The organism is Methylophilus sp. E2MeOHC9, assembly GCF_058744375.1.
This window is the reverse complement of record NZ_CP196024.1, coordinates 2,677,334-2,697,635: the sequence shown is the minus strand read 5'-3', so window position 1 is coordinate 2,697,635 and position 20,302 is coordinate 2,677,334. Positions and strand designations below refer to the sequence as shown.

Below are 20,302 nucleotides of genomic sequence, written 5' to 3'. Positions count from 1 at the left end.
AGTTACATACGATCAGAATTGCGTTACTCAAGGAACATTACCGTTTTAATTATTAGAGATAATCAAATGAATGATTTAGCTAAGACAGAGGTTTACAACGATACTATTGTTCGCCAGTTTGCAATCATGGCTGTAGTTTGGGGAGTCATTGGTACATTAATCGGTGTGCTAATTGCCTCTCTTTTAGTTTGGCCAGAATTAGGGACTGGAATCCCAGAGCTTTCATTTGGCAGGCTGCGCCCGTTACACGTCAGTTTGGTCATTTTTGGTTTTGGCGGATGTGCGCTGTTTGCAACCTCGTACTACGTCGTCCAACGGACCTGCCAAGCCAGATTATACGGAGACAAGATTGCCAGTTTTAGTTTTTGGGTGTGGCAAGCCGTATTGGTCGGCGCGGTAATCAGTCTTCCGCTTGGATACACCCAAGGCAAAGAGTATGGAGAGCTGGAATGGCCAATTGATGTATTGATATTAGTAAGCTGGGTGGCATACGCGATTAGCTTTTTCGGCACTATCTCTCACAGAAAAATTAAACACATTTATGTCGCTAACTGGTTCTACGGCGCATTTATAATCGCATTCGCACTCCTGCATATTGTTGAAAGTGCATCGATTCCTGCCGGCTGGTTCAAGTCTTACTCAGCTTACGCAGGGGTGCAAGATGCGATGGTGCAATGGTGGTACGGTCACAATGCGATTGGATTTTATCTAACTGCCGGTTTCCTGGGCATGATGTACTACTTTGTGCCTAAGCAAGCCGAGCGTCCTGTGTATTCTTACAGCTTGTCTATCGTGCACTTCTGGGCACTGATCTTTACTTATATGTGGGCGGGCCCTCACCATCTGCATTACACCGCATTGCCAGACTGGACCCAGTCATTAGGTATGGTGTTATCTCTGATCCTGTTTGCACCTAGCTGGGGCGGTATGATCAACGGCATCATGACCTTGTCCGGCGCATGGCACAAACTGCGTACTGACCCTATCCTGCGTTTCCTGATCGTTTCATTGTCTTTCTACGGTATGAGTACCTTTGAAGGCCCTATGATGGCGATCAAGACTGTGAACGCTTTGTCTCACTACACTGACTGGACCGTAGGCCACGTGCATTCCGGTGCTCTGGGCTGGGTAGGTTTCATTTCCATCGGTTCACTGTACTTCCTGATCCCGCGTCTGTTCGGTCAGAAACAGATGTACAGCGTGAAAGCGATCGAAGTGCATTTCTGGATGGCAACCATAGGTGTGGTGCTGTACATCGCAGCATTGTGGATCTCCGGTGTGATGGAAGGCCTGATGTGGCGTGCTATGAACGCTGACGGTACTTTGGCTTATACCTTTGTTGAAAGTGTAAAAGCGAAACCTCCTTACTATATCACTCGGACATTAGGTGGGTTCCTGTACATGAGTGGATTAGCTTTGATGCTGTGGAACACAGTAAAAACGGCGCGAATGGGTAAGCCAGCCACCATTGAAATTCCACAAATCCTAAATCACGCCTAAGGAATAACAATGGCATCTAATCAACCGACTAGTCGCAACCTGCACGAAAAAATTGAAACCAACAATTTTCTGTTGATCGTGCTGACTTTTATCACCATCTCTTTTGGTGGTCTGGCAGAAATCGTGCCTTTGTTTTTCCAAAAGACACTGACAGAGCCTATCCGTGGTTTGCAACCATACACAGCCTTGCAACTGGCTGGCCGGGATATCTATTTACGGGAGGGGTGCTACAACTGCCACTCGCAGATGATACGTCCTTTCCATGCTGAAACACTGCGTTATGGTCATTACTCAGTGGCTGGTGAATACGTTTACGATCACCCGTTCCAATGGGGTAGTAAGCGTACCGGCCCTGACTTGCATCGTGTTGGTGGTAAATACAGTGATGACTGGCATAGAGTGCACCTGAACAATCCGCGTGACGTCGTACCAGAATCGATCATGCCAGCTTACCCATTCCTCACTGAATCATTAGTAGACCATTCAAGTATTGGCAATCACATGGCGGCTCTGCGTATGGTAGGTGTGCCATATACCGATGAACAGATCAAAGAGGGCGGTGAGGCCATTAAAGGGAAAACTGAGATGGATGCACTGGTAGCTTACCTGCAAGTGTTAGGTACACACCTCAAATAAGGAGATTGGCCATGGATACCATCGGCATTTTACGCATATTGTTTACTTCAATGACTTTTGTTTTGTTTACAGGAATTTTAGCCTGGGCTTGGTTCAATCGAAAATCAGCTGAATTTGAGCGTGCACAAAGATTGCCTTTTGATCAAGACCAACGTCCATTAGGACTCAACAAGGATTTAGAAAAATGAATGATTTTGTGAGTGGGTTTTGGCCAATCTGGATCTCGACCATTACGCTTGGTGGAATCGCAGGTTGTGTAGCCCTTCTTATTTTTGCAAGTCGAGTAAAGGTGCCACTGGATGACGATAATACCAACGGTCACGAATGGGATGGCATCAAAGAAATGAATAATCCACTACCAATGTGGTGGGTGGGGCTGTTTGTGATTACTGTAGTTTTTTCACTTGGCTATCTTTACTTGTATCCAGGTCTTGGTAGCTATAAAGGTGCGTGGGGTTGGACTCAAGTTGGAGAATTCGAAGCTGAGGTTAAAAGAAATAACGAGCGAGTGGCTCCCCTTTATGCAAAATACGCTGCTATGCCGGTAGAAGACGTAGCCAAAATTCCAGAAGCCCGCGATATCGGCAAACGTATCTTCCTGAACAACTGTGCTGCATGTCACGGTTCAGATGCCAAAGGTAGCCGCGGCTTTCCTAACCTATCAGACAATGACTGGTTATACGGTGGCAGCCCTGAAAGAATCAAGGAAACCATCACCGAAGGCCGCATAGGCATGATGCCGCCTATGGCAGCCGCTGTCGGTAGCGAAGAGGACGTTAAAAACGTGGCTAACTACGTATTAAGCCTGTCTGGCAGTATCCATGACTCCGGTCGTGCCAATGCCGGTAAGGATAAATTCGGGGTATGTGCAGCTTGCCACGGCCCGGACGGCAAAGGTAACCAGATGATCGGCGCACCTAACCTGACAGACAACACCTGGTTGCATGGCCAGGGTGAAGCGGCGATCATCAAGCGTATTCACGAAGGTAAAACCAACCAGATGCCAGCCTGGGAAGAAAAATTCAGTCCAGAGCAAATCCATCTGTTGACTGCTTATGTTTGGGGCCTTTCCAGTACTAGGCATTGATATTGGCGATAACTAGAGCCTAATCACACTCGAACAAATCCCATCTGTTTGCTCCCCCGGGTTAACTGCCTTTTATACAAGAAGATATGTAGTCACGAAAAGTAACTTGCATAATGAAACTTACTATGTCACTATCATTATGAAAGTTACTTAGGGATTTCAACAATTGATGTTAATGATTGGAATTCAGAGTAACTGTTTATTCTCTTTACATGAAAGGAAGTTGTGATGGATTTGAAATCTAAAATTGTTTTAATTACAGGAGCAAACCGGGGCATTGGAACCGAATTGGTTAAAGCTTTTCTTAAGCATGATGTTGAAAAGATTTATGCGGCTGCTCGTAACCTGTCGTCCCTACCTGACTTTAATGATCCCAGAGTCGTGCCATTAAAGTTGGATATCACTGATAAAGGCGATGTGGCCGCAGCGATCAACCAGGTGGTACAGATTGATATATTGATTAATAACGCCGGAGTGATGACATACAACAATGTTGTGTCTTCATCTATTGAAGAGTTGGCAGCTGATATGGATGTTAACTATTACGGTACTCTTAGAGTTACTCAAGCATTTACGGCATTGATAGAAAAGCGTGGAGGTGGAGCGATTGTAAACTTGAATAGTATTGTCAGCTATGCCCCACCACTTGGAATCACAGGATACTCAGCATCAAAAGCAGCCCTTTTTTCAGCCACTCAAGCACAAAGGGGCTTATTAAAAAGTAAAAATATTGAAGTGATTGGTGTTTACCCAGGCCCGATCGATACTGATCTGGCTAAAGATTTACCATTAGATAAAGCGTCGGTAGTAGAAACTGCGGAAAATATCGTAAAAGGCTTAGTAGAAGGACAAAAGGACATTTATCCTGATCCTACCTCCTCAAAACTTGCCCAACTTTGGGGTACCAATCCAAAGGGGTTGGAAGAATTTTTTGCGAATATGTAAGCTAATATATGTATCCCACCGGTTTGAGCCGGTGGTTTACCAGGGATAGATAGCCTATGAGTACGCTTGCAAATACTAGCCAGTTGTCGAGAGCCCAAGTGATCATTGCGGGCATTGCCGCTGTTATCCTCACAGTTGGGGTCGCAAGGTTTTCTTATACGCCCCTGCTGCCACTGATGATCAAACAAGCTGGCCTAAGCAGTTTTGCAGGCGGGTTATTAGCCACATTGAATTATGTAGGTTACTTAATGGGTGCGATTTTTGTGGCTCGTATGAAGAGTGGGGCTCACAAATTTAAGACATATCGAGTGCTATTAATTACAGCATTGGTTACAACCTTGGCGATGGCCTGGACACATGACGTAGTTATCTGGGGAGTTCTCAGGGTAATTTCTGGTGTTGCCAGTGTGGCAGGAATGTTGTTAGCAGCAGGCTTGGTGTTCGATTGGTTGCGCCGAAACGGTATGACACCTGAATTAGGATTGCATTTTTCTGGCTTGGGCCTGGGCATAGTTTTAACCGGCATAGCCACATTTTTAATGAAAGGCCAGTTCGCCTGGAACGAGCAGTGGGAGATGTTCGCTTTGATAGGGGTCGTATTTCTTATCCCTGCCTGGTTTTGGATGCCGGCACCGTCTGCAATGGTTTCAGGTAGTCATCAAGAAGCTATCGCACCATCGAAAAAATGGATGTCTACAGTGATTTTCGCCTACTTTTGTGCTGGCTTCGGATATGTGATCAGTGCGACATTCATCGTGGCTATTCTGGAATCTATACCAAACCTAACAGGTAAGGGGCCATTAATATGGATGCTTATAGGGTTGGCCGGAATCCCTGCCACTTTCGTTTGGGATAGAATTTCACGTATCGTTGGTGATTCGAAAGCGCTCATCATTAGCTATGCGTTACAGGTAATCTCAATCTTGATCCCTGCCATGACTGACACATTAATCCCTAACGTCATTGCTGCATTGATTTTTGGGGTGACAGTCTCTGGGATCGTCAGCATGATGCTATCGCTTGTCGGCAGACGTTTTCCATCCAATTCTTCTGCAGCAATGGCCACTTTGACGGTCAGTTATGGGATCTCACAAATCATCGCGCCAACGATTGCCGGGATGATGGCTGCCTCTGGAGGTTACAGAAGTTCTTTATGGTTAGCCGCAGTGATGATGTTTATTGGATTAATCAGCCTGACTCAATTGAGTAAGAAAAACTAAATTCGTTAATATGGCGGAATAAAGTTTGAGCCATGTATTGGGCTCTTCAAATGTAATTTGGAACTGGCATGAAAAATAAAAGTTTAGAAAATATGGTTTGCCCTATTGCTAGGAGTCTTGAGCATGTCGGTGAGTGGTGGAACATATTGATCCTGCGTGATGCCTTGCTTGGAATTTCTAAATTTGATGACTTTCAAAATAGCTTGGGCATTACTGCAAGTACACTGACTCGACGCCTGAATGGAATGGTTGATGCCGGGCTATTGGAAAGGCGCCAATATTGCGAGAAACCTCCACGCCATGAGTATGTGGTCACTCAAAAAGGAATAGATTTCAGACCTGTATTGTTAACCATTATGCAGTGGGGAAATAAATACTATGCCGAAGATGGGCCGCATATTGATTTGGTAGATAAAGATACGGGTAAGTCCGTAGATTTATTGTTAATGGACCGAAATACCAATCAGGAAATTAATACCATAAAACATCAGACTACCTGCGTTAAAGGCAGTGATTGATGCACATTGGCTTACTCCGTTGCAGCAAGCCATTTAGGTACATTGGGGGCTTCATGCGCTCTTAACTTTGCAAGTAGATCAGAAGGTTCTGAGCTGACTGACAGGGCTTCTTTATGTGCAGAAGGTAAAAATCCAGTGGTTATCATGTGATCGATGAAACTTAAAAAACTGGAAAAAAATCCATCAACATTGAGTAAGCCGACTGGTTTATCAATCTCAATCAGTTGATTCATGCTCCAAACTTCCATCAGCTCTTCAGTGGTTCCAATGCCACCCGGCAACACAATAAAAACATCGGCTAACTCAATCATGCGTGCTTTGCGTAGTGCTAGATTGTCTGTGATTTCATGATAAGTCAGATTTTTATGCGATTGACCCATATGGTGTAAATGTTGAGTAACAACACCATGCACTATGCCTCCACCATTCAAAACAGTATCAGCGAGTACACCCATCAAGCCTTTTGTGCTACCACCATAAATTAAGGTGATCTTTTCATTTGCAAGCGTTGCACCTAGTTTAATTGCTGCATCCATATACGCATTGGAAAATCCGAAGTTAGAGCCACAGAAGACTGTGGCTGATTTGATTGGGCGAATTACCATGTTATGAAACTATATGGAAGGGGAAGCCAGAGATCTTAAATCCAAAAAACATTCACTGGTAGAACCATAAAATAACAATAGGAGTGACCCATATCAGAAATCTTTAAAGCAAATTTAGGTAGCCTAATTCGAGTTTCTCGAAACATCATGGTATAACTGATATTAGGATTTCCATTATTGGTAGTGGCCCATGAAAAATCAGAATCAGGAATTAGTTACACTCAACTCCGCCTCATCTACGCCTTATTACCGGCAGATTTATGATCGAGTTAGAAGTGCAATTACCAATGGGACGCTTAAACCTGGTGATCGCATCCCTTCAGAGCGAGCTCTCACAAAAGAACTGGGGTTGGCACGAGGTACGGTTAAATCGGCATATGCCTTGTTGGCTGATGAAGGTTATACCCAGTCCTTTGGGCAAGGGGGAACGTTCGTAACCTCTAATTTGAAAATCCAAAAAAATACTTTCTCCGAACTGAACCAAGCCAATAAGCTGCCACAAAACAGCTTCAGACCAGACTCAATTCTTCCATTTCAAATGGGCTTACCTGCTTTAGATGCTTTTCCTAGAAAGATTTGGGCACGCCTGGCTGCTAAGTGTGCTCGATCAATGCAGCTCCAAGATATGGCTCACCCCTCAATCTATGGCCTAGCTGCGCTTAGAAACGAAATTTCTGCATACTTACAGGTCTCTAGAGGTATCAATTGCTCCCCATCTCAAGTTTTTATAACCACGGGCTATCGAAACTCCCTTGAGCTGATTACTCATGCATTTTTAAAACCTGAAGATCAAGTATTGATTGAGGACCCAGGATATCCTCCAACCCGAGAGCTACTGAAAACCTTACGCATAAATACTGTGCCAGTAAAGGTAGATAGTGAAGGAGTAAATGTTCAGAGTGGAATTGATCTAGCACCTCGTGCCCAAGCAGTGGTCGTTACTCCTGGACATCAAAGCCCGCTGGGAGTAAGTCTTTCACTTCCAAGGCGGTTAAGTTTGATAGATTGGGCATCTCAGAACAAATCCTGGATCATTGAAGATGATTACGATAGTGAATATCGATATGTTAGTCGGCCACTGCCGGCATTGAAAAGCTTAGATCACTCTGACAGAGTTATTTATTCGGGTACGTTCAGTAAAGTCCTGTTCCCTGGCTTAAGACTTGCCTATGTAGTCATACCAGAACCACAAGTTGAGAAATTTGAAAATGTGGTTCAAACCTTTGCCGGGGGTAGCCCTCAACTTACTCAGGGGATTGTAGCCGCCTTTATGAAAGAGGGTCATTTTGCTCGTCATATACAACGCATGCGTAGACTATATGCTGATAGGAGGCAACTTACTGTTAGCGGTCTGGAAAGCGCACTGGGTGAGTTTATGAGCATAGATTCCCAGCCTGGAGGAATGCATCTGATACTGAGATTTCATAATCAGAAGTCTGATTCTGCGTTAGTCAAATTAATGCGTGAGAATGGTTTATCTGCAGAAGCACTATCAGACTGGACAGTGAACAAGTCCAAGGTCCCAACGATATTAATAAATTTTACGAATATCGACTCTGAAGCGACTGCGAACGGATATGGCAGAATCGTTCTTGATCTACTGAAACTGTATTGATGCAAATTATGGATCATTAAATAAGTCATATTATGGGTCTTCTTATGTGATCCAAGAAAGTCCAATATGGCATCCTCAGTTCAACAATTATTAAGGATCTGTATGACTACACGTATCGATTATGCGAAAGCTTCTCCTGATGGCTACAAAGCATTTGGCGGAGTATATGCCACGTTGCTTAAAAGCAATCTTCCAAAAGCATTCATTGATCTCATTTACCTCAGAGTATCTCAAATCAACGGCTGTGCTTATTGCATTGATATGCATTCAAGAGAGCTACTTGCCTCCGGACTTGCAGTGGATAAATTGGTTTTAATTCCTGTGTGGCGTGAGGCAGGTGCAGTATTTACCGAGCGCGAACGCGTTGCATTGGCCTGGGCCGAAACAGTCACTCTGATTCATGAAGCCGGTGTACCAGATGACGAGTATCAGGCCGCGCTAAAGGAATTTGGCGAAAAGGATTTAACTGATCTGACTTATGCCATTGGACTTATGAATGCATTCAATCGTTTGGGGATTACATTCCGTGTAACTCCAGCAGCCGCAAAATCAGTTTCTGTTTGATTTCTTCTACTTACCGGATCAGAGAAATGACTTGGATATTACTGACTTTGGCGGGTGTGTTAGAAGTTGCATTCGCATTGTGTATGAAATGGTCTGATGGCTTTACAAAGCTGACTCCAGCCATATTGACGGTGGTCACTGGCTTATCAAGTCTTTTCTTACTGTCACATTCCCTTCGCTCTCTGCCTGTAGGTACTGCATACGCAGTTTGGACAGGTATTGGAGCGGCCGGGACAGCAATTTTTGGTATTTTGCTCATGGGTGATTCAGCGGCGCCATTAAGATTGCTGTGCATATTTCTCATTTTTTCTGGTGTCATAGGCCTGCGATTTGTTTAGGCCTGCAATGATTCTACTAAAGGAGTTGCCATGAAACGCGTAAACAAAATTACAGTGATGCTTTTAGGTTGTTTTCTATGCACGCATTTGTCAGCACAAGAAATCACCAAACTATCAAAGGTTGTATCAGGTTTGCCGAAGGGTGAAAAACAAGAGATACGAGTGATTACCGCGACTCTTAAACCTGGGGCAAAAACCAATTATCACACCCATCCATTTCCTGTCACTTTGTACGTTCTTAAAGGCGCATTCACTCTGGAGTTAGATGGTCGCAAGCCGATAACAGTAAAAGCAGGTGAAGCGATAGTTGAGCCGCCTAATATCAAAATGACGGGTTACAACCTCAGTAAAAGTGTAGATATGGATGTAGTGACTTTCTATGTGAGTGATCCCGGAGCACCATTTCTGGATGCTGCACACAAGCATTAGAACTTCTAACGAGCCTAATACCGGAGAAAAATCATGCGGCCAATAATTAAGCTGATTCACCCTGAGTTCAAACATGCTGAAACCGAGTCTGAAATTGCAGCCTGTTTTAAGGTAATGCTGGAACTACGTCCTATGCTTGAAAGCGTTGAAAGCTTTGTCGAAAAGATTTTGCGCATGCAAAAGCGAGGATACAAACTTCTAACCATCGTGGAAGATGGCGTGCCATTAGCACTAGCTGGTTACCGAGAACAAGAGATGTTGATTCACGGCAGATTTTTCTATGTGGATGACTTAATTACTTGCGAAAGCAAACGTGGCCAGGGTTTGGGTGAAAAGCTATTGCAATTCATATTTGAATTAGCCAAAAAACAGCAGATGGACAAAGTTATCCTTGATACAGGGATAGGCAACTCCCTGGCACAACGCTTTTATTTCAGGGTGGGCATGCTGGCCAGCGGTATGCACTTTACTTACGATCTGGAAAAATAATTATGAAAAACATTCTTTTCATTCGGTGCAGTCCGAAAACATCAGGCTCGCAAAGCGGCACTTTTGCTCAAGAATTTGTAGAAAATTTAAGGCAAACATTGGAGGATTCAAACGTTGTAAATCGAGACTTAAGCAATTCTCCTATTCCCCATGTCACAAGTCAGCATACATTTGCATCAGAAAAACATGAACGGATGCTGAATCCCGCTGAGCAGCAAGCATTAAAACTTTCAAACACATTAATTGAGGAGTTGGAAGCATCAGATATTCTAGTCATTGCGACACCAATGCATAATTATACTGTTCCATCTGTGCTCAAAGCTTGGATTGACCATGTCGTTCGCGCACATAGAACAATTAAACTTACTCCCCAAGGGAAGGTTGGTCTTATTGGAGACAAGCCAACTTATATAATTGTTTCGTCTGGCGGCAACCATACTAATGACCCCGCATGGCAACCAAATTTCCTTACTCCTTACCTGATTGAGATTCTACGAACAGTGGGAATAACAAGCATAGAATTCGTTTACTTAGAAGCTATGAATCATGGACCTTCATCGGTGGAAACTGCGATGCAACATGCGCGACAGAAAGTCATAAAGATGTTTAGTCGCTAGTGGTTGATCGAGTCTCTCTATAAATGGTGGCCCCTCTGTCAGTCGAACACAGCACCAACGGATTATGCCCGAGTTGGTACCAGATGTTCGTGACTTGCCATACACCTATAAAGGCAAAACAACCGTAACGTTGAATGTGATGGGTGATTATTGTCCTGTATGTAACGAAGGTGTGTTGCAAATGGATGAAGTGCGAAGAGTAATGGACTTACAGCTGGCATTTAATCAGAAAGTGAATGCATCTCAGACATAATGCGAGTTTTCATCGACTTGCATCTGCTTGATTTAATATACCAAGCTTTTGTTTAGCAATGCCCCGCATGGGGCTTTTTTTACGAGCGCAGGGCGCAAATGGCGAAGCCCCTTTGAAAGCTTCATTTCCCTTCTAGAGAGAGGGCGTAAATCGTGTTGATATTATCAACACTTTTTTAAGTGTTTGGGCTAATGCAGGATAGGCACTTGGTGCCAAATGTGTTACAAAATTTAAAAAAATTGGGATGGCAACATGAATAAAGGTTTGGATTTTACCGAAGTAGGGCGTTGATAATATCAACGATTTTTGAGATTCCTGCACTAGTGCAGGATGGGCAGTTGTCGGTAAACATAATATGTTTGTGTGATTTCAAATGTCACCTTCTAAGAATTAAAAGTTGATAAATCGCATAATGCTTGGCTCTATATTTGAATATCATTAAAGAGAGTTTGAGCGCCGGACTCATAATCCGTTGGTGCTGTGTTCGACTCACAGAGGGGCCACCATTTATAGAAAGACTCAAGGTTAACGCCTTGGGTCTTTTTTGTTTGGTGGTGAGGTAAACTATTTAAAATCAAATAAATTGGTGGGTGAGTAGATGTGGCATTTAATCATCAGTTCAAAAGTTTTGAGATTCTTAATATGCTATTTGCTTAGCTCTTTAATATTTCTACCAATAAACTATGTGCCTGCGCACCCTGATATTCCTATACCAACTCTATTAGTGATTCTTTTAGATTTAGTTTTTTGGCCGCTTCAATTAGTTTATTTACTAGCTTCTGATTTAAATTTTAAAGTATTGATAGAGTTTGCAGTGTTTCTGTGTGTATTCACTGGTTCGTGGATACTATTGCCAAAACTAGTGAAGCAAGATCAGGTTTGACTCATAGAGGGGCCACCATTTATAAAGAGACTCAAGGTTAACGCCTTGGGTCTTTTTTGTTTTGAGGTGAGGTAAACTGGGGTTTGATGAAAGAGATGTTTCACTTAATTCTTAAAGGAGTGAAATGACTAATAATTACAATGAGACAATTCCGAAGAGTTGGAGTTTATTTTTTATTTTTACTTTTTTGCAATTTGCTTTGGCACTAATAATACTAGTTCCCTTTTTGCAATATATTTTGGGGCCTGTTTTAAATTTTATCTTACACGGAACGCCTATTGCTGTAAGCCAAGCCAGAGCACTAAGTTTGGGAAAGCTTTGTCTTTTTATATCATTCGCAAGCTTTTGGATAAGCGCCGTCTTGTGGTTACAAAAATTCATTTCTTGGTATCGAAAACATAAGAAATAGCAGACTATATTTATGAGAGCCAGCAATCCAACCAACTCATCGAAAAGGACTGCATATCGACTGCCTCATGCCAAAATTCTAAACGGGAGGAATAAAAATAAAAATGGAAACACCAAGATATTATTGGATGGATTTTGTCAGTGAGTGTCAAACCAAGATACAAATTGATTATGCAACTTGGCGTAAACACTATGGGCGTTATTTTTACGAAAACGAATCAATTTTAGATAAAGTGCCGCCGCCTTCTATTAACTTTACTAATAGAAGCTGTATTAGCAAGTACGATTATCTAATTTCTGGCTCGATTGATATTTTTTCGGAAGAGCTGGTTGAGTTTTTAAAAGATAAAATTCATGCAGAGTTTATTCCGATTGTGACATCTCTAAAAGGTCAATTTTATGATGAACGAAAATTTTATCTGCTACATTGTTTAGACCGTAAGAATGCCCTAGATTTGGTGCGAAGCGTATATACTAAATTGCGCTTGGAGAGAACCGGAGAGATAGCGGTTGACGATGTTGAGTGCGTAGTTTTAGATGGTGAAAAAACAAACAATAGCCCCGCATTTTTCCTTAATAAACCAGCGAATAATATTTACCGTGAAGATATTGCTAAGGAAATTCTTGCAAGAGGCTTTAATGGGATTCGTTTTGTACCAATTGACAGTGGACTGCATAAGCCATCTCAGTGGCCAGAAAATACAACTCCATATTTATGAGACATTTTCAGTTAGCCACTAAATTAATAATTCCATTAGTTTTGTCTGCCTGCATTCCAATTACTGGAGGCCAAGGTGGGCCTTACAAAACTACAGTTATATATGAACTTTGTGTCCCTAAGTCGAAATCAGCTCACGACACAGCTGTATTTTCAACCATATACGCTAACACTGGATTTAGCGTGGTTATCACCTCAGGGAGTATCAATGAAACTTCCATTACAAGAAGTGGCGATCTAATTTACTACTCAGTTGCAGAGTCTCGTAGTGAGCTTGCTGGAATGGTTGTTAAAATTTGGCCTAACAAAGATATACGCTATGTATTTAAGTTTGATAAAAATCTCAAATTGAATGCTTCATCTTGGTCTAAATGGCTAGAACCAACCTTTGTAACTACCGATAACCGATTGGATGCGATAGTGTTTAAAAATGAACGGCCTGAAAATATTGTTCGTGAGATAGATATACCTAAAATAAGATATAAAACACTTCAATATATTGAGTATCTTAAAACTATAAAAAAGAAAACAGATCCACTCCGATCAAGCGAGGTATTTGATTGCAATACCAATATAGAAAGATGAAAGCTTATTCGCTAGAAGCTGGAAGTTTGGATTGATCCAGGCAGGGATTACTTACCGTTAGTATTAGGTTCGAATGCAAGGTGGGTAGTTACCACCAGAGACTCAAGGTTAACGCCTTGGGTCTTTTTTGTTTTTAGGTTGGTGTCGCACAAAATATATCAGACATTATCTTTGATTAGTACTGTTTCGCTGTCTCCAAAGCCAACACCTACTCTTTTTATACTTGCTAATCTATGATCTTTTTTCTGGGAATCTAAATAAGTACTCATTATTGCTACGACATCACTTAAAGACTTCTCCCATGATTCTTTAAATGGGACATCAACGCTTTGTGAGTGAAAGATAAAATCGCATGCCCAATCAGCATCCTCTTTTTCAAATTGATTAATGCCATAGAATTCAATTTGAAGAGTCTCAAGAGTCTGCCATTCAACTAAATTGATATAAATAGCCTCTATTTCTGCTGGAATTTTGTTTTCAAAGATAGCGTCAAGCCATTTAAAGATTATTTCTCTGCCAGTCATTTGATTAAGCAATATAAATTATTGTCGTTCCTACACTATATCATTTGATAGATTTCTGAAAACACAAACTCTGGGGCAGTGTTTCAGATTTCAGTTTTTCAGCATTACTCGGTTTTTTGCAGGTTTCAGGTTGCCTATCCCGAGCAGTTCCTGAAACTCACCCACTCGCATCCTTAAACCATACCCATAGCCGCTCGTTTTGAGCCATAGCCAAGCAATCAGAGGCTGGCTGATACGATGGTGATCCCGGTGGCAATCGTTGGCCGATATGTTGGCTTGGCGTGGGAGTTGAGATTTATACAGGCGGGATTGACTAGCGTTGTTACAAGATTTGATTGTTATACATTTAAGTCCGATAATTTCCATAACTTTGTACTATCTATAAGAAGTATATTGGGATCAGATATTGCTGGAAGAATCGCTAAAACATCTGCGGCTTTATTAGGTGAATAGAATCTAACTGCCTCACTGATGTTTTCAGACCAAATGATGATTCCTGATTGCCCCAGGGCACCAGGATTCGTAGTTAAATACTGTTTTTTAACAGCAGAATATAGAACGAAATGCATGCTTCCCTTTTTATTTGGATCACATAAAATTGCACTTAGATCAGGCCACTTTTTTCCTATAATTTAGCATGCTGTACTTTTAAGTAAATGAAAATGGACCATTTTGGATTCATAATAACTTTTTCGCTAATACATTTAAACATACAATAAACCACCCGAAGGTGGCTTTTACGATCAATGCATTTTATACACGATTGAGTTCTGGATTACCCCAGTCATTCTGGAATCGACGAGTATCATCCTCATTTTTTGATTTGAGACCGATCAGAATCCCGCCATCTTTCACATCAGTTTCGTACTTCTTCAACGTATCTTCTGGAATACCCCATCCAATTAATGCTCCGACCAAGCCCGCGGTAATACCACCTGCTCCAGCACCTGCAATACCAGCTGCTAAAGGGCCCGCAATGACTAATCCTAAACCTGGAATCGCTAATACAGTACCAGCGGCTGCGATTGCAGCGGCAATAGCACCTGCCGTTGCACCTAAAGCCCCACCAACTGCGGCACCCTCAGCGGCTTTGCTTCCGACTTCAGTTTCCAAAGTGGCATTCTTACCGTAGTAACGCTCACGGGTTTCCTCAGACATGATTACATTAATTTCATTCGAGGTATAACCCGCTTCAGTAGCTGAAATATATGCGCGCTCTGCGCTATCTTGATCCTTAAACAAACCCGTAACTGTAGTCATATCTATCTCCAAAGTGGTTTTTATTAGAGCAGCCAGTGTAGGGAGTGATATAAATAGTTACGAGTGTGATTAGTCTGATATAGATGTAGGATAGGTCGCACGTATTGAGGGAAAAAAGACACTGAATGACAGGCATGCATCGCTGGTGGGCCATATCTTACAAATAAATGAGAGTCTTACTGATCCTCTTAAAACGGTATAAACCTTTTAATGCCTATCCTTAACCTCAAAGCAAACAATAGCAAATAACCCATCTGGATTATAAATTTTCATAGATTGCATAATGAGTCTAGCGGCTACTCCGCAAAGTCTATGGGAATTGTAAGGCTCAATCAAAATCTGGATTAGTTGGTGGATTGCCGTTATGAACTAATGATTCTCTGTGTCGAAGATATGCGTCTCTGACAAACATATATTGATCTAATGAAATATCGTCAAGAATTTCCGATGCAATTAATTGCTCACTACGCGCATTCGTTATTTGTAATGCGGTCAGGGAGTAATAAAGTGAGTTATCAGATACAAATGCTTGTGGTGTTAAAGCAAGATTACTAGCAAGAGTAGTAGTGTCCCTTAAAGAAGATGGCCCAAAAACTGGCCAAACTATGTAAGCGCCTGGGCCTATGCCCCAGTATCCTAGCGCTTGACCTAAATCCTCATTGTGTTTTTCAATTCCCAATTTAGTCGCCACATCAAATAAACCAAGAAATCCAAGTGTCGTATTAGTAGCGAACCGCATCAAATCTGACACCCCATCGATTTGGCGACCTTGAAGAAAAGAGCTAATAGCTGACAACAAATCACGGGGATTTGCATAAAAATTATGGACACTTGCTCTAACTGAAGTCGGCACAACCTTCTGATAGCTTTCAGCAACTGGCTTTAATAGAACCTCATCTAATTTTTGATTAAATGCAAAGGTCTTTCTATTCATTCCCTCCAACGGGTCTGGATTGCGTGTAGTTGCACATCCAGTGAGTATCGTTAATAAAACTAAATGAATAATATTGGCTTTTCTCAAACGAGATACTCCTAATTCGAACGTATGTGCTTCTTTCAACCATCTTCTAACTTACACCTGAAAAATGACTCTAGGATGTATTACAGGAAGTGATTAAAAATTTATGACGTGCAATCTTCAAATCTTGCTGTGAGAATCCAGGTAAACAATAAGCAGTGTGTAAGGATTTCTCTGTGCGGTTCCGCACGTTGCATATATAAGACGCTCTGGATACGGATTGAGCAGAAAAAGATCCCGCCTAAGCGGGATTTCACTTTTCGTATGGTTGGGGGTGAACCATATGGAAAGAGTTATTTTTTCAAATAAATGCGAATCTACATCCTTTTGAGCTCCTGGATGCTTGTAGCTAATTAGTTTCGGCCAATCAGCAAACCGTATATTCAGCAATTGCGAGTGAAAAGTCTGTACGGTAGCGCACTTTGTCTATTCACATTTTGGATGAGTTAATAATGCCATAACGCCAGTGCCGAAGTTGTTCCTGAGTTCTTTTCTTACATAAGTGTTCTAGCGTACAGAGTTCCAATATTGAATGGGCAATGATGAAGAGCAATTAATGATTTGATTGCTTCTCCCACACCCTTTAAGGAATTTAATATGCACATGAAAATTAAAATATTAATGGCTGCTCTAGTTTTGGCTGGATTAGTAGGTAATGCTAATGCAACAGCACTTGCAGTAAATACGTCAACGGCGCCCGTTGATATCGTGGATAGTTATTTTGAAGGAACCTTGCTTGATAGTGCTATCACGGCAATAAGTAATGCCAGTTACAATGGCACTGCTCGCTCAGCGGTTTATAGTACGGCATCAGGTTTAGATTTCTATTATCAATTTACGAGTGAAGAAAGCTCTCAGAATGGTATTCACAGATTTGCGGCCTTTGATTTCAGTAGTTTGGGTGCAAGTTCAGTCGATGTGTATCAGACTGCAACTAGTTTTGGGATATTTATAGCGGGTAGCACAACCTCAGACAATGCAGATCGATCACTTGCAGGTGTAATTGGATTTAATTTTATACCGGTGGGTTTGGGTGACATTAGGCCAGGGACAACAAGCTACATCCAAATTATCCGAACCAATGCCACAAACTATCAACCAGGAAATTTTGTGATATCAAATGGTATTGGGTCAAATGCAGATGGTTTTGCTACATCGGCTGTGCCTGAGGCTTCTACTAGCCTAATGGTGCTGTCTGGACTTGGTCTTATGGGTTTGATAGGAACACGTCGCTCTAAAAAGACTTCTTAAAAACTGACCTTAATTAAAATGTTGTTTGCATATTAAGACGCCATTCAGATGGCGTCTTTTATTTTAGCCAAGCTTGCTCTCAATCAAGTACATGAGAATGAATGTGAGTAAGCAAACCTTATCCTTAGTTATTTCTCGGAGGCGTTTATGTACGCTACCGAACATATTAAAATTGTAAGGTGTACTATGATCTAAACTTTAAGCAAAGGGCGGAACATGGTTGGCCACGATATTCCACAACCACAACAGAATCATCTGTTGGAAGCCCTGCCTGAATCTGATTACAAGCGAATTCACCCAATGCTTGAACATGTTCATATGCCCTTGGGCCACACGCTATACGAATCTGGTGGTCAGTTACAGCATGTTTATTTTCCAACCACATCCATCGTGTCTTTATTGTATGTGTTAGAAAGTGGAGCATCTGCCGAGATTGCTGTTGTTGGTAATGAGGGGGTATTAGGGATCTCATTATTTATGGGTGGCGAAACCACACCTAGTCGAGCAGTGGTGCAAAGTGCAGGCTATGGGTACAGGATGAAGTCTAGCCTATTAAAGCCGGAGTTTAATCGTGGTGGCGCAATGATGCATTTACTATTGCGTTACACGCAGGCTTTAATAACTCAGATGACACAAACTGCCGTTTGCAATCGTCATCATTCCATCGAGCAACAATTGTGTCGGTGGTTATTGCTGAGCCTGGATAGGCTATCTGCAAATGATCTTCATATGACACAAGAGTTGATTGCTAACATGTTGGGCGTACGACGCGAAGGGGTCACTGAGGCAGCAGGAAAGTTGCAACGTGCTGGCATGATTGAGTATTCTCGGGGGCATATCCATGTGCTGAACCGAGCCAAGCTGGAAAAGGCAGTCTGTGAATGCTACCAAGTAGTAAAAACAGAGTTTGATCGGCTACTGCCGGATATGCAAAGACATCATCAATGAAGCCAATACTTTTATTCCTAGACCCAATATTATTCAACTAGCATATTCCTCTGGTGAAACTGTGATTCTCTTCTGCTAAACACAAGCAAATGCGAAATAATGCTCAGCATGTGGGGAAACGAACATACGAAATAACATCTATGTGTTACTTTGTTGGATGGAACGCACACTCGCTTGGAACCGGTTAATAAGCCAATTAGACCGTCGTAGTCAGAATCAACTCGTAAAATATGGTGTTTGGGTGGAAATGGCGCTTGGGCAACAATTAAATGCGCCTGGTATAGCCATTGAGCATATATATTTCCCAACTTGTGGAATCATCGCTTTAATCCTTCAGCATGCATTAGATAAGCCATTAGCCATTGCGTTGATTGGCAATGAAGGCATGTTAGGGGTCGCGCCAGCGCTGGGTGTTCAGTTTGTGCCTTACTCGGCCATGGTGCTTGTAAAAGGAACAGCGCTTCGTATTTCAGCTGAACATTTATATGCTTTAAAGTTAAGCAGCAAAAGCTTTGGCATCTGTCTGGATAGATATATCGCAGTAATCACTACGCAATATGCGCAGGCTGCGGTATGTAATAGCCTGCATGATGTACAGCAGCGACTGGCTCGTTTGCTGCTTACCTACAGTGATCGAATGCAAACATCTACTCTTACTATCACCCAAGAATTACTTGCGACTTTATTGGGTGTCCGTAGAGCAGGCATTAATAATGCTGCAAATAGATTGCAGCAAGCGAAAATCGTGCATTACAGTCGGGGACACTTTGAGATATTAAACCCGTTGGCATTGCTGCAAAAAGCTTGTTATTGCTATGAGCTGGACAAACAAGTTTATGAATCTACAATCATCCTTCATTAAATCTTTATGATTCAAGCATAACTCTAAATTAGCCTTGCATCTCTCAAGTTAAAGCACCTCATTTTCTTTGAAACCGCTTTACGACTTGCATCGTTCGAGTTGATTATTAAACAATTTTCAATCATCCTCTGAGGTTGAAAAATTGAAGTAAATGCATGCGGGTTGTGTACGTTATCAGACTGAAACCTTCAGTGAGTAGTGTAATACTCTGCAATATTCTTTCTGGAGATTGATCATGGCAAAACCGCATATATCAGGGCATCAGGCCACTGAGCCAGTAACTTCTTCACTGCCTGACGTTGGTTCCTTTCATATTCGAATTATGAACGCTTCTACGGCAGCTCTTTTAGTCGGTGCTGGTGCAGTTGCGGTAATCGTGCCTGTTTCTATATTGTCACTGCTTCTTTTTCTGATGGGCGCTTGATATATGAAACTTCTCCATCACCGGCAGATTTATATTTGCCTGATATTTTTTGTTTTTATGTTTTCCCTGCATGTTTCAAGCTATGCCGTGGCTGCAAATGATATTGCCAAAGTAAGCAGCTTCAATTCTTCTAAATGGTTTAAATGTAGCAAATTCTAATTCATCGTCAAATCTAAAACGATTGTCAAAATAACGGTATGCGGGGTAGTTACGGACTATCAGTTGGTGAGATGGATCGTCTTTTGCAACACTCTAGAGCCTGTAAACTAATATAATCAGACATTTAATCACCCTAAGTAAGTTACTGAGGAAAGGTAATTTGCTTTGGACTTCTTCCTTCAATAAAGACTAATCACCTCCGGTTTCGAAACTCAGGGGCAGAATCCAAGTATTTATTTAAATATGTAGCAGTACCAACGAAACAGGCCTAGACTGTATTTCCCTCCTTAGATATTCAAACATGTAGTTCGCAGTCTACATTCTTGAGCATTAAGTTCTTACTTCCGTAGTTTTTCCTGTAAAGGTGTCATGCATTGATACTCCCCTGGTTTACGGAAAAACGTCGTAGAGCATCTCCCTTGAATGACCACGCACCAATTCGAGAA

General features: G+C 42.0%; 25 protein-coding genes. 20 read left to right on the top strand and 5 right to left on the bottom strand.

Annotated features, from left to right (window positions below; translation table 11 throughout):
- Positions 1-66 precede the first annotated feature (66 nt).
- From ccoN to ACSSVF_RS12945, 7 genes are all read left to right on the top strand, one after another.
- Entirely contained in the window at positions 67-1,500 is a 1,434-nt protein-coding gene (ccoN, locus tag ACSSVF_RS12975; RefSeq protein ID WP_492403971.1) for a cytochrome-c oxidase, cbb3-type subunit I, read from the top strand.
- A gap of 9 nt (positions 1,501-1,509) precedes the next feature.
- Positions 1,510-2,136, top strand: a complete 627-nt coding sequence (ccoO, locus tag ACSSVF_RS12970) for a cytochrome-c oxidase, cbb3-type subunit II (RefSeq protein WP_492403970.1) — start codon at positions 1,510-1,512, stop codon at positions 2,134-2,136.
- Positions 2,137-2,147: 11 nt separating this feature from the next.
- The gene (locus tag ACSSVF_RS12965; RefSeq protein ID WP_492403968.1) at positions 2,148-2,324 is read left to right on the top strand and encodes a cbb3-type cytochrome oxidase subunit 3; all 177 of its coding nucleotides are present in this window, start codon (positions 2,148-2,150) and stop codon (positions 2,322-2,324) included.
- Positions 2,321-3,223, top strand: coding sequence for a cytochrome-c oxidase, cbb3-type subunit III (gene ccoP / locus ACSSVF_RS12960; RefSeq protein ID WP_492403966.1), 903 nt, complete (start codon positions 2,321-2,323; stop codon positions 3,221-3,223). Before ACSSVF_RS12965 ends, ccoP begins: the two co-directional genes overlap by 4 nt.
- A gap of 228 nt (positions 3,224-3,451) precedes the next feature.
- Positions 3,452-4,168: an SDR family oxidoreductase gene (locus ACSSVF_RS12955; protein WP_492403965.1), complete on the top strand. Its 717-nt coding sequence runs from the start codon at positions 3,452-3,454 to the stop codon at positions 4,166-4,168.
- Between the two features lie 56 nt (positions 4,169-4,224).
- Positions 4,225-5,388: a YbfB/YjiJ family MFS transporter gene (locus ACSSVF_RS12950; RefSeq protein ID WP_492403963.1), complete on the top strand. Its 1,164-nt coding sequence runs from the start codon at positions 4,225-4,227 to the stop codon at positions 5,386-5,388.
- Positions 5,389-5,456: 68 nt separating this feature from the next.
- A complete protein-coding gene (locus ACSSVF_RS12945; RefSeq protein ID WP_492403962.1) occupies positions 5,457-5,906 on the top strand; it encodes a winged helix-turn-helix transcriptional regulator in 450 nt (149 codons plus the stop codon).
- Between the two features lie 11 nt (positions 5,907-5,917).
- Here the strand turns inward: ACSSVF_RS12945 and ACSSVF_RS12940 are convergent, their stop codons facing one another.
- Positions 5,918-6,442: an LOG family protein gene (locus ACSSVF_RS12940; protein WP_492403960.1), complete on the bottom strand. Its 525-nt coding sequence runs from the start codon at positions 6,440-6,442 to the stop codon at positions 5,918-5,920.
- Positions 6,443-6,701: 259 nt separating this feature from the next.
- Between ACSSVF_RS12940 and pdxR the strand changes: the two genes are divergently transcribed.
- From pdxR to ACSSVF_RS12895, 9 genes are all read left to right on the top strand, one after another.
- Complete coding sequence (gene pdxR / locus ACSSVF_RS12935) at positions 6,702-8,126, top strand: MocR-like pyridoxine biosynthesis transcription factor PdxR (RefSeq protein WP_492403959.1); 1,425 nt, start codon at positions 6,702-6,704, stop codon at positions 8,124-8,126.
- A 102-nt stretch (positions 8,127-8,228) separates the two neighbouring features.
- Positions 8,229-8,690 carry a carboxymuconolactone decarboxylase family protein gene (locus tag ACSSVF_RS12930; RefSeq protein WP_492403958.1) on the top strand — a complete coding sequence of 154 codons (462 nt, stop codon included), beginning with the start codon at positions 8,229-8,231 and terminating at the stop codon, positions 8,688-8,690.
- A gap of 26 nt (positions 8,691-8,716) precedes the next feature.
- Entirely contained in the window at positions 8,717-9,028 is a 312-nt protein-coding gene (locus tag ACSSVF_RS12925) for an SMR family transporter (protein WP_492403956.1), read from the top strand.
- Between the two features lie 30 nt (positions 9,029-9,058).
- Positions 9,059-9,457 carry a cupin domain-containing protein gene (locus ACSSVF_RS12920; protein WP_492403954.1) on the top strand — a complete coding sequence of 133 codons (399 nt, stop codon included), beginning with the start codon at positions 9,059-9,061 and terminating at the stop codon, positions 9,455-9,457.
- Between the two features lie 33 nt (positions 9,458-9,490).
- A complete protein-coding gene (locus tag ACSSVF_RS12915; RefSeq protein WP_492403952.1) occupies positions 9,491-9,946 on the top strand; it encodes a GNAT family N-acetyltransferase in 456 nt (151 codons plus the stop codon).
- Between the two features lie 2 nt (positions 9,947-9,948).
- Positions 9,949-10,563, top strand: coding sequence for an FMN-dependent NADH-azoreductase (locus tag ACSSVF_RS12910; protein WP_492403950.1), 615 nt, complete (start codon positions 9,949-9,951; stop codon positions 10,561-10,563).
- A gap of 64 nt (positions 10,564-10,627) precedes the next feature.
- The gene (locus ACSSVF_RS12905; RefSeq protein ID WP_492403949.1) at positions 10,628-10,816 is read left to right on the top strand and encodes a type II toxin-antitoxin system MqsA family antitoxin; all 189 of its coding nucleotides are present in this window, start codon (positions 10,628-10,630) and stop codon (positions 10,814-10,816) included.
- Between the two features lie 1,395 nt (positions 10,817-12,211).
- Positions 12,212-12,826 (top strand): hypothetical protein, encoded by a 615-nt coding sequence (locus ACSSVF_RS12900; RefSeq protein WP_492403947.1) that lies wholly within the window; start codon positions 12,212-12,214, stop codon positions 12,824-12,826.
- Entirely contained in the window at positions 12,796-13,410 is a 615-nt protein-coding gene (locus ACSSVF_RS12895) for a hypothetical protein (protein ID WP_492403945.1), read from the top strand. Before ACSSVF_RS12900 ends, ACSSVF_RS12895 begins: the two co-directional genes overlap by 31 nt.
- 158 nt (positions 13,411-13,568) lie before the next feature.
- On the opposite strand, the gene ACSSVF_RS12890 is transcribed toward ACSSVF_RS12895, so the two are convergent.
- The 4 genes from ACSSVF_RS12890 to ACSSVF_RS12875 all read right to left on the bottom strand — a co-directional run bounded on the left by ACSSVF_RS12890 (position 13,569) and on the right by ACSSVF_RS12875 (position 16,254).
- On the bottom strand, positions 13,569-13,934 hold the full coding sequence (locus ACSSVF_RS12890; RefSeq protein ID WP_492403943.1) for a hypothetical protein: 366 nt from the start codon (positions 13,932-13,934) through the stop codon (positions 13,569-13,571).
- 338 nt (positions 13,935-14,272) lie between these two features.
- Complete coding sequence (locus ACSSVF_RS12885; protein WP_492403941.1) at positions 14,273-14,503, bottom strand: hypothetical protein; 231 nt, start codon at positions 14,501-14,503, stop codon at positions 14,273-14,275.
- 184 nt (positions 14,504-14,687) lie between these two features.
- Positions 14,688-15,194, bottom strand: a complete 507-nt coding sequence (locus ACSSVF_RS12880; protein WP_492403940.1) for a hypothetical protein — start codon at positions 15,192-15,194, stop codon at positions 14,688-14,690.
- Positions 15,195-15,522: 328 nt separating this feature from the next.
- Positions 15,523-16,254, bottom strand: coding sequence for an MlaA family lipoprotein (locus ACSSVF_RS12875; protein WP_492403938.1), 732 nt, complete (start codon positions 16,252-16,254; stop codon positions 15,523-15,525).
- Positions 16,255-16,809: 555 nt separating this feature from the next.
- Between ACSSVF_RS12875 and ACSSVF_RS12870 the strand changes: the two genes are divergently transcribed.
- The 4 genes from ACSSVF_RS12870 (at position 16,810) to ACSSVF_RS12855 (ending at position 19,697) form a co-directional block, all read left to right on the top strand.
- Positions 16,810-17,463, top strand: coding sequence for a PEP-CTERM sorting domain-containing protein (locus tag ACSSVF_RS12870; protein ID WP_492403936.1), 654 nt, complete (start codon positions 16,810-16,812; stop codon positions 17,461-17,463).
- A gap of 216 nt (positions 17,464-17,679) precedes the next feature.
- Complete coding sequence (locus ACSSVF_RS12865) at positions 17,680-18,411, top strand: Crp/Fnr family transcriptional regulator (RefSeq protein WP_492403934.1); 732 nt, start codon at positions 17,680-17,682, stop codon at positions 18,409-18,411.
- A gap of 157 nt (positions 18,412-18,568) precedes the next feature.
- Entirely contained in the window at positions 18,569-19,273 is a 705-nt protein-coding gene (locus ACSSVF_RS12860) for a Crp/Fnr family transcriptional regulator (RefSeq protein ID WP_492403932.1), read from the top strand.
- Positions 19,274-19,508: 235 nt separating this feature from the next.
- Complete coding sequence (locus tag ACSSVF_RS12855) at positions 19,509-19,697, top strand: hypothetical protein (RefSeq protein ID WP_492403930.1); 189 nt, start codon at positions 19,509-19,511, stop codon at positions 19,695-19,697.
- Positions 19,698-20,302: the final 605 nt, after the last annotated feature.

What these genes read in the sequence shown, in the direction of transcription:
- ccoN (WP_492403971.1), top strand. Translation starts at nt 67, where the DNA reads ATGAATGATTTAGCTAAGACAGAGGTTTACAACGATACTATTGTTCGC.
- ccoO (WP_492403970.1), top strand. Translation starts at nt 1,510, where the DNA reads ATGGCATCTAATCAACCGACTAGTCGCAACCTGCACGAAAAAATTGAA.
- ACSSVF_RS12965 (WP_492403968.1), top strand. Translation starts at nt 2,148, where the DNA reads ATGGATACCATCGGCATTTTACGCATATTGTTTACTTCAATGACTTTT.
- ccoP (WP_492403966.1), top strand. Translation starts at nt 2,321, where the DNA reads ATGAATGATTTTGTGAGTGGGTTTTGGCCAATCTGGATCTCGACCATT.
- ACSSVF_RS12955 (WP_492403965.1), top strand. Translation starts at nt 3,452, where the DNA reads ATGGATTTGAAATCTAAAATTGTTTTAATTACAGGAGCAAACCGGGGC.
- ACSSVF_RS12950 (WP_492403963.1), top strand. Translation starts at nt 4,225, where the DNA reads ATGAGTACGCTTGCAAATACTAGCCAGTTGTCGAGAGCCCAAGTGATC.
- ACSSVF_RS12945 (WP_492403962.1), top strand. Translation starts at nt 5,457, where the DNA reads ATGAAAAATAAAAGTTTAGAAAATATGGTTTGCCCTATTGCTAGGAGT.
- ACSSVF_RS12940 (WP_492403960.1), bottom strand. Translation starts at nt 6,442, where the DNA reads ATGGATGCAGCAATTAAACTAGGTGCAACGCTTGCAAATGAAAAGATC.
- pdxR (WP_492403959.1), top strand. Translation starts at nt 6,702, where the DNA reads ATGAAAAATCAGAATCAGGAATTAGTTACACTCAACTCCGCCTCATCT.
- ACSSVF_RS12930 (WP_492403958.1), top strand. Translation starts at nt 8,229, where the DNA reads ATGACTACACGTATCGATTATGCGAAAGCTTCTCCTGATGGCTACAAA.
- ACSSVF_RS12925 (WP_492403956.1), top strand. Translation starts at nt 8,717, where the DNA reads ATGACTTGGATATTACTGACTTTGGCGGGTGTGTTAGAAGTTGCATTC.
- ACSSVF_RS12920 (WP_492403954.1), top strand. Translation starts at nt 9,059, where the DNA reads ATGAAACGCGTAAACAAAATTACAGTGATGCTTTTAGGTTGTTTTCTA.
- ACSSVF_RS12915 (WP_492403952.1), top strand. Translation starts at nt 9,491, where the DNA reads ATGCGGCCAATAATTAAGCTGATTCACCCTGAGTTCAAACATGCTGAA.
- ACSSVF_RS12910 (WP_492403950.1), top strand. Translation starts at nt 9,949, where the DNA reads ATGAAAAACATTCTTTTCATTCGGTGCAGTCCGAAAACATCAGGCTCG.
- ACSSVF_RS12905 (WP_492403949.1), top strand. Translation starts at nt 10,628, where the DNA reads ATGCCCGAGTTGGTACCAGATGTTCGTGACTTGCCATACACCTATAAA.
- ACSSVF_RS12900 (WP_492403947.1), top strand. Translation starts at nt 12,212, where the DNA reads ATGGAAACACCAAGATATTATTGGATGGATTTTGTCAGTGAGTGTCAA.
- ACSSVF_RS12890 (WP_492403943.1), bottom strand. Translation starts at nt 13,934, where the DNA reads ATGACTGGCAGAGAAATAATCTTTAAATGGCTTGACGCTATCTTTGAA.
- ACSSVF_RS12885 (WP_492403941.1), bottom strand. Translation starts at nt 14,503, where the DNA reads ATGCATTTCGTTCTATATTCTGCTGTTAAAAAACAGTATTTAACTACG.
- ACSSVF_RS12880 (WP_492403940.1), bottom strand. Translation starts at nt 15,194, where the DNA reads ATGACTACAGTTACGGGTTTGTTTAAGGATCAAGATAGCGCAGAGCGC.
- ACSSVF_RS12870 (WP_492403936.1), top strand. Translation starts at nt 16,810, where the DNA reads ATGCACATGAAAATTAAAATATTAATGGCTGCTCTAGTTTTGGCTGGA.
- ACSSVF_RS12865 (WP_492403934.1), top strand. Translation starts at nt 17,680, where the DNA reads ATGGTTGGCCACGATATTCCACAACCACAACAGAATCATCTGTTGGAA.
- ACSSVF_RS12860 (WP_492403932.1), top strand. Translation starts at nt 18,569, where the DNA reads ATGGAACGCACACTCGCTTGGAACCGGTTAATAAGCCAATTAGACCGT.
- ACSSVF_RS12855 (WP_492403930.1), top strand. Translation starts at nt 19,509, where the DNA reads ATGGCAAAACCGCATATATCAGGGCATCAGGCCACTGAGCCAGTAACT.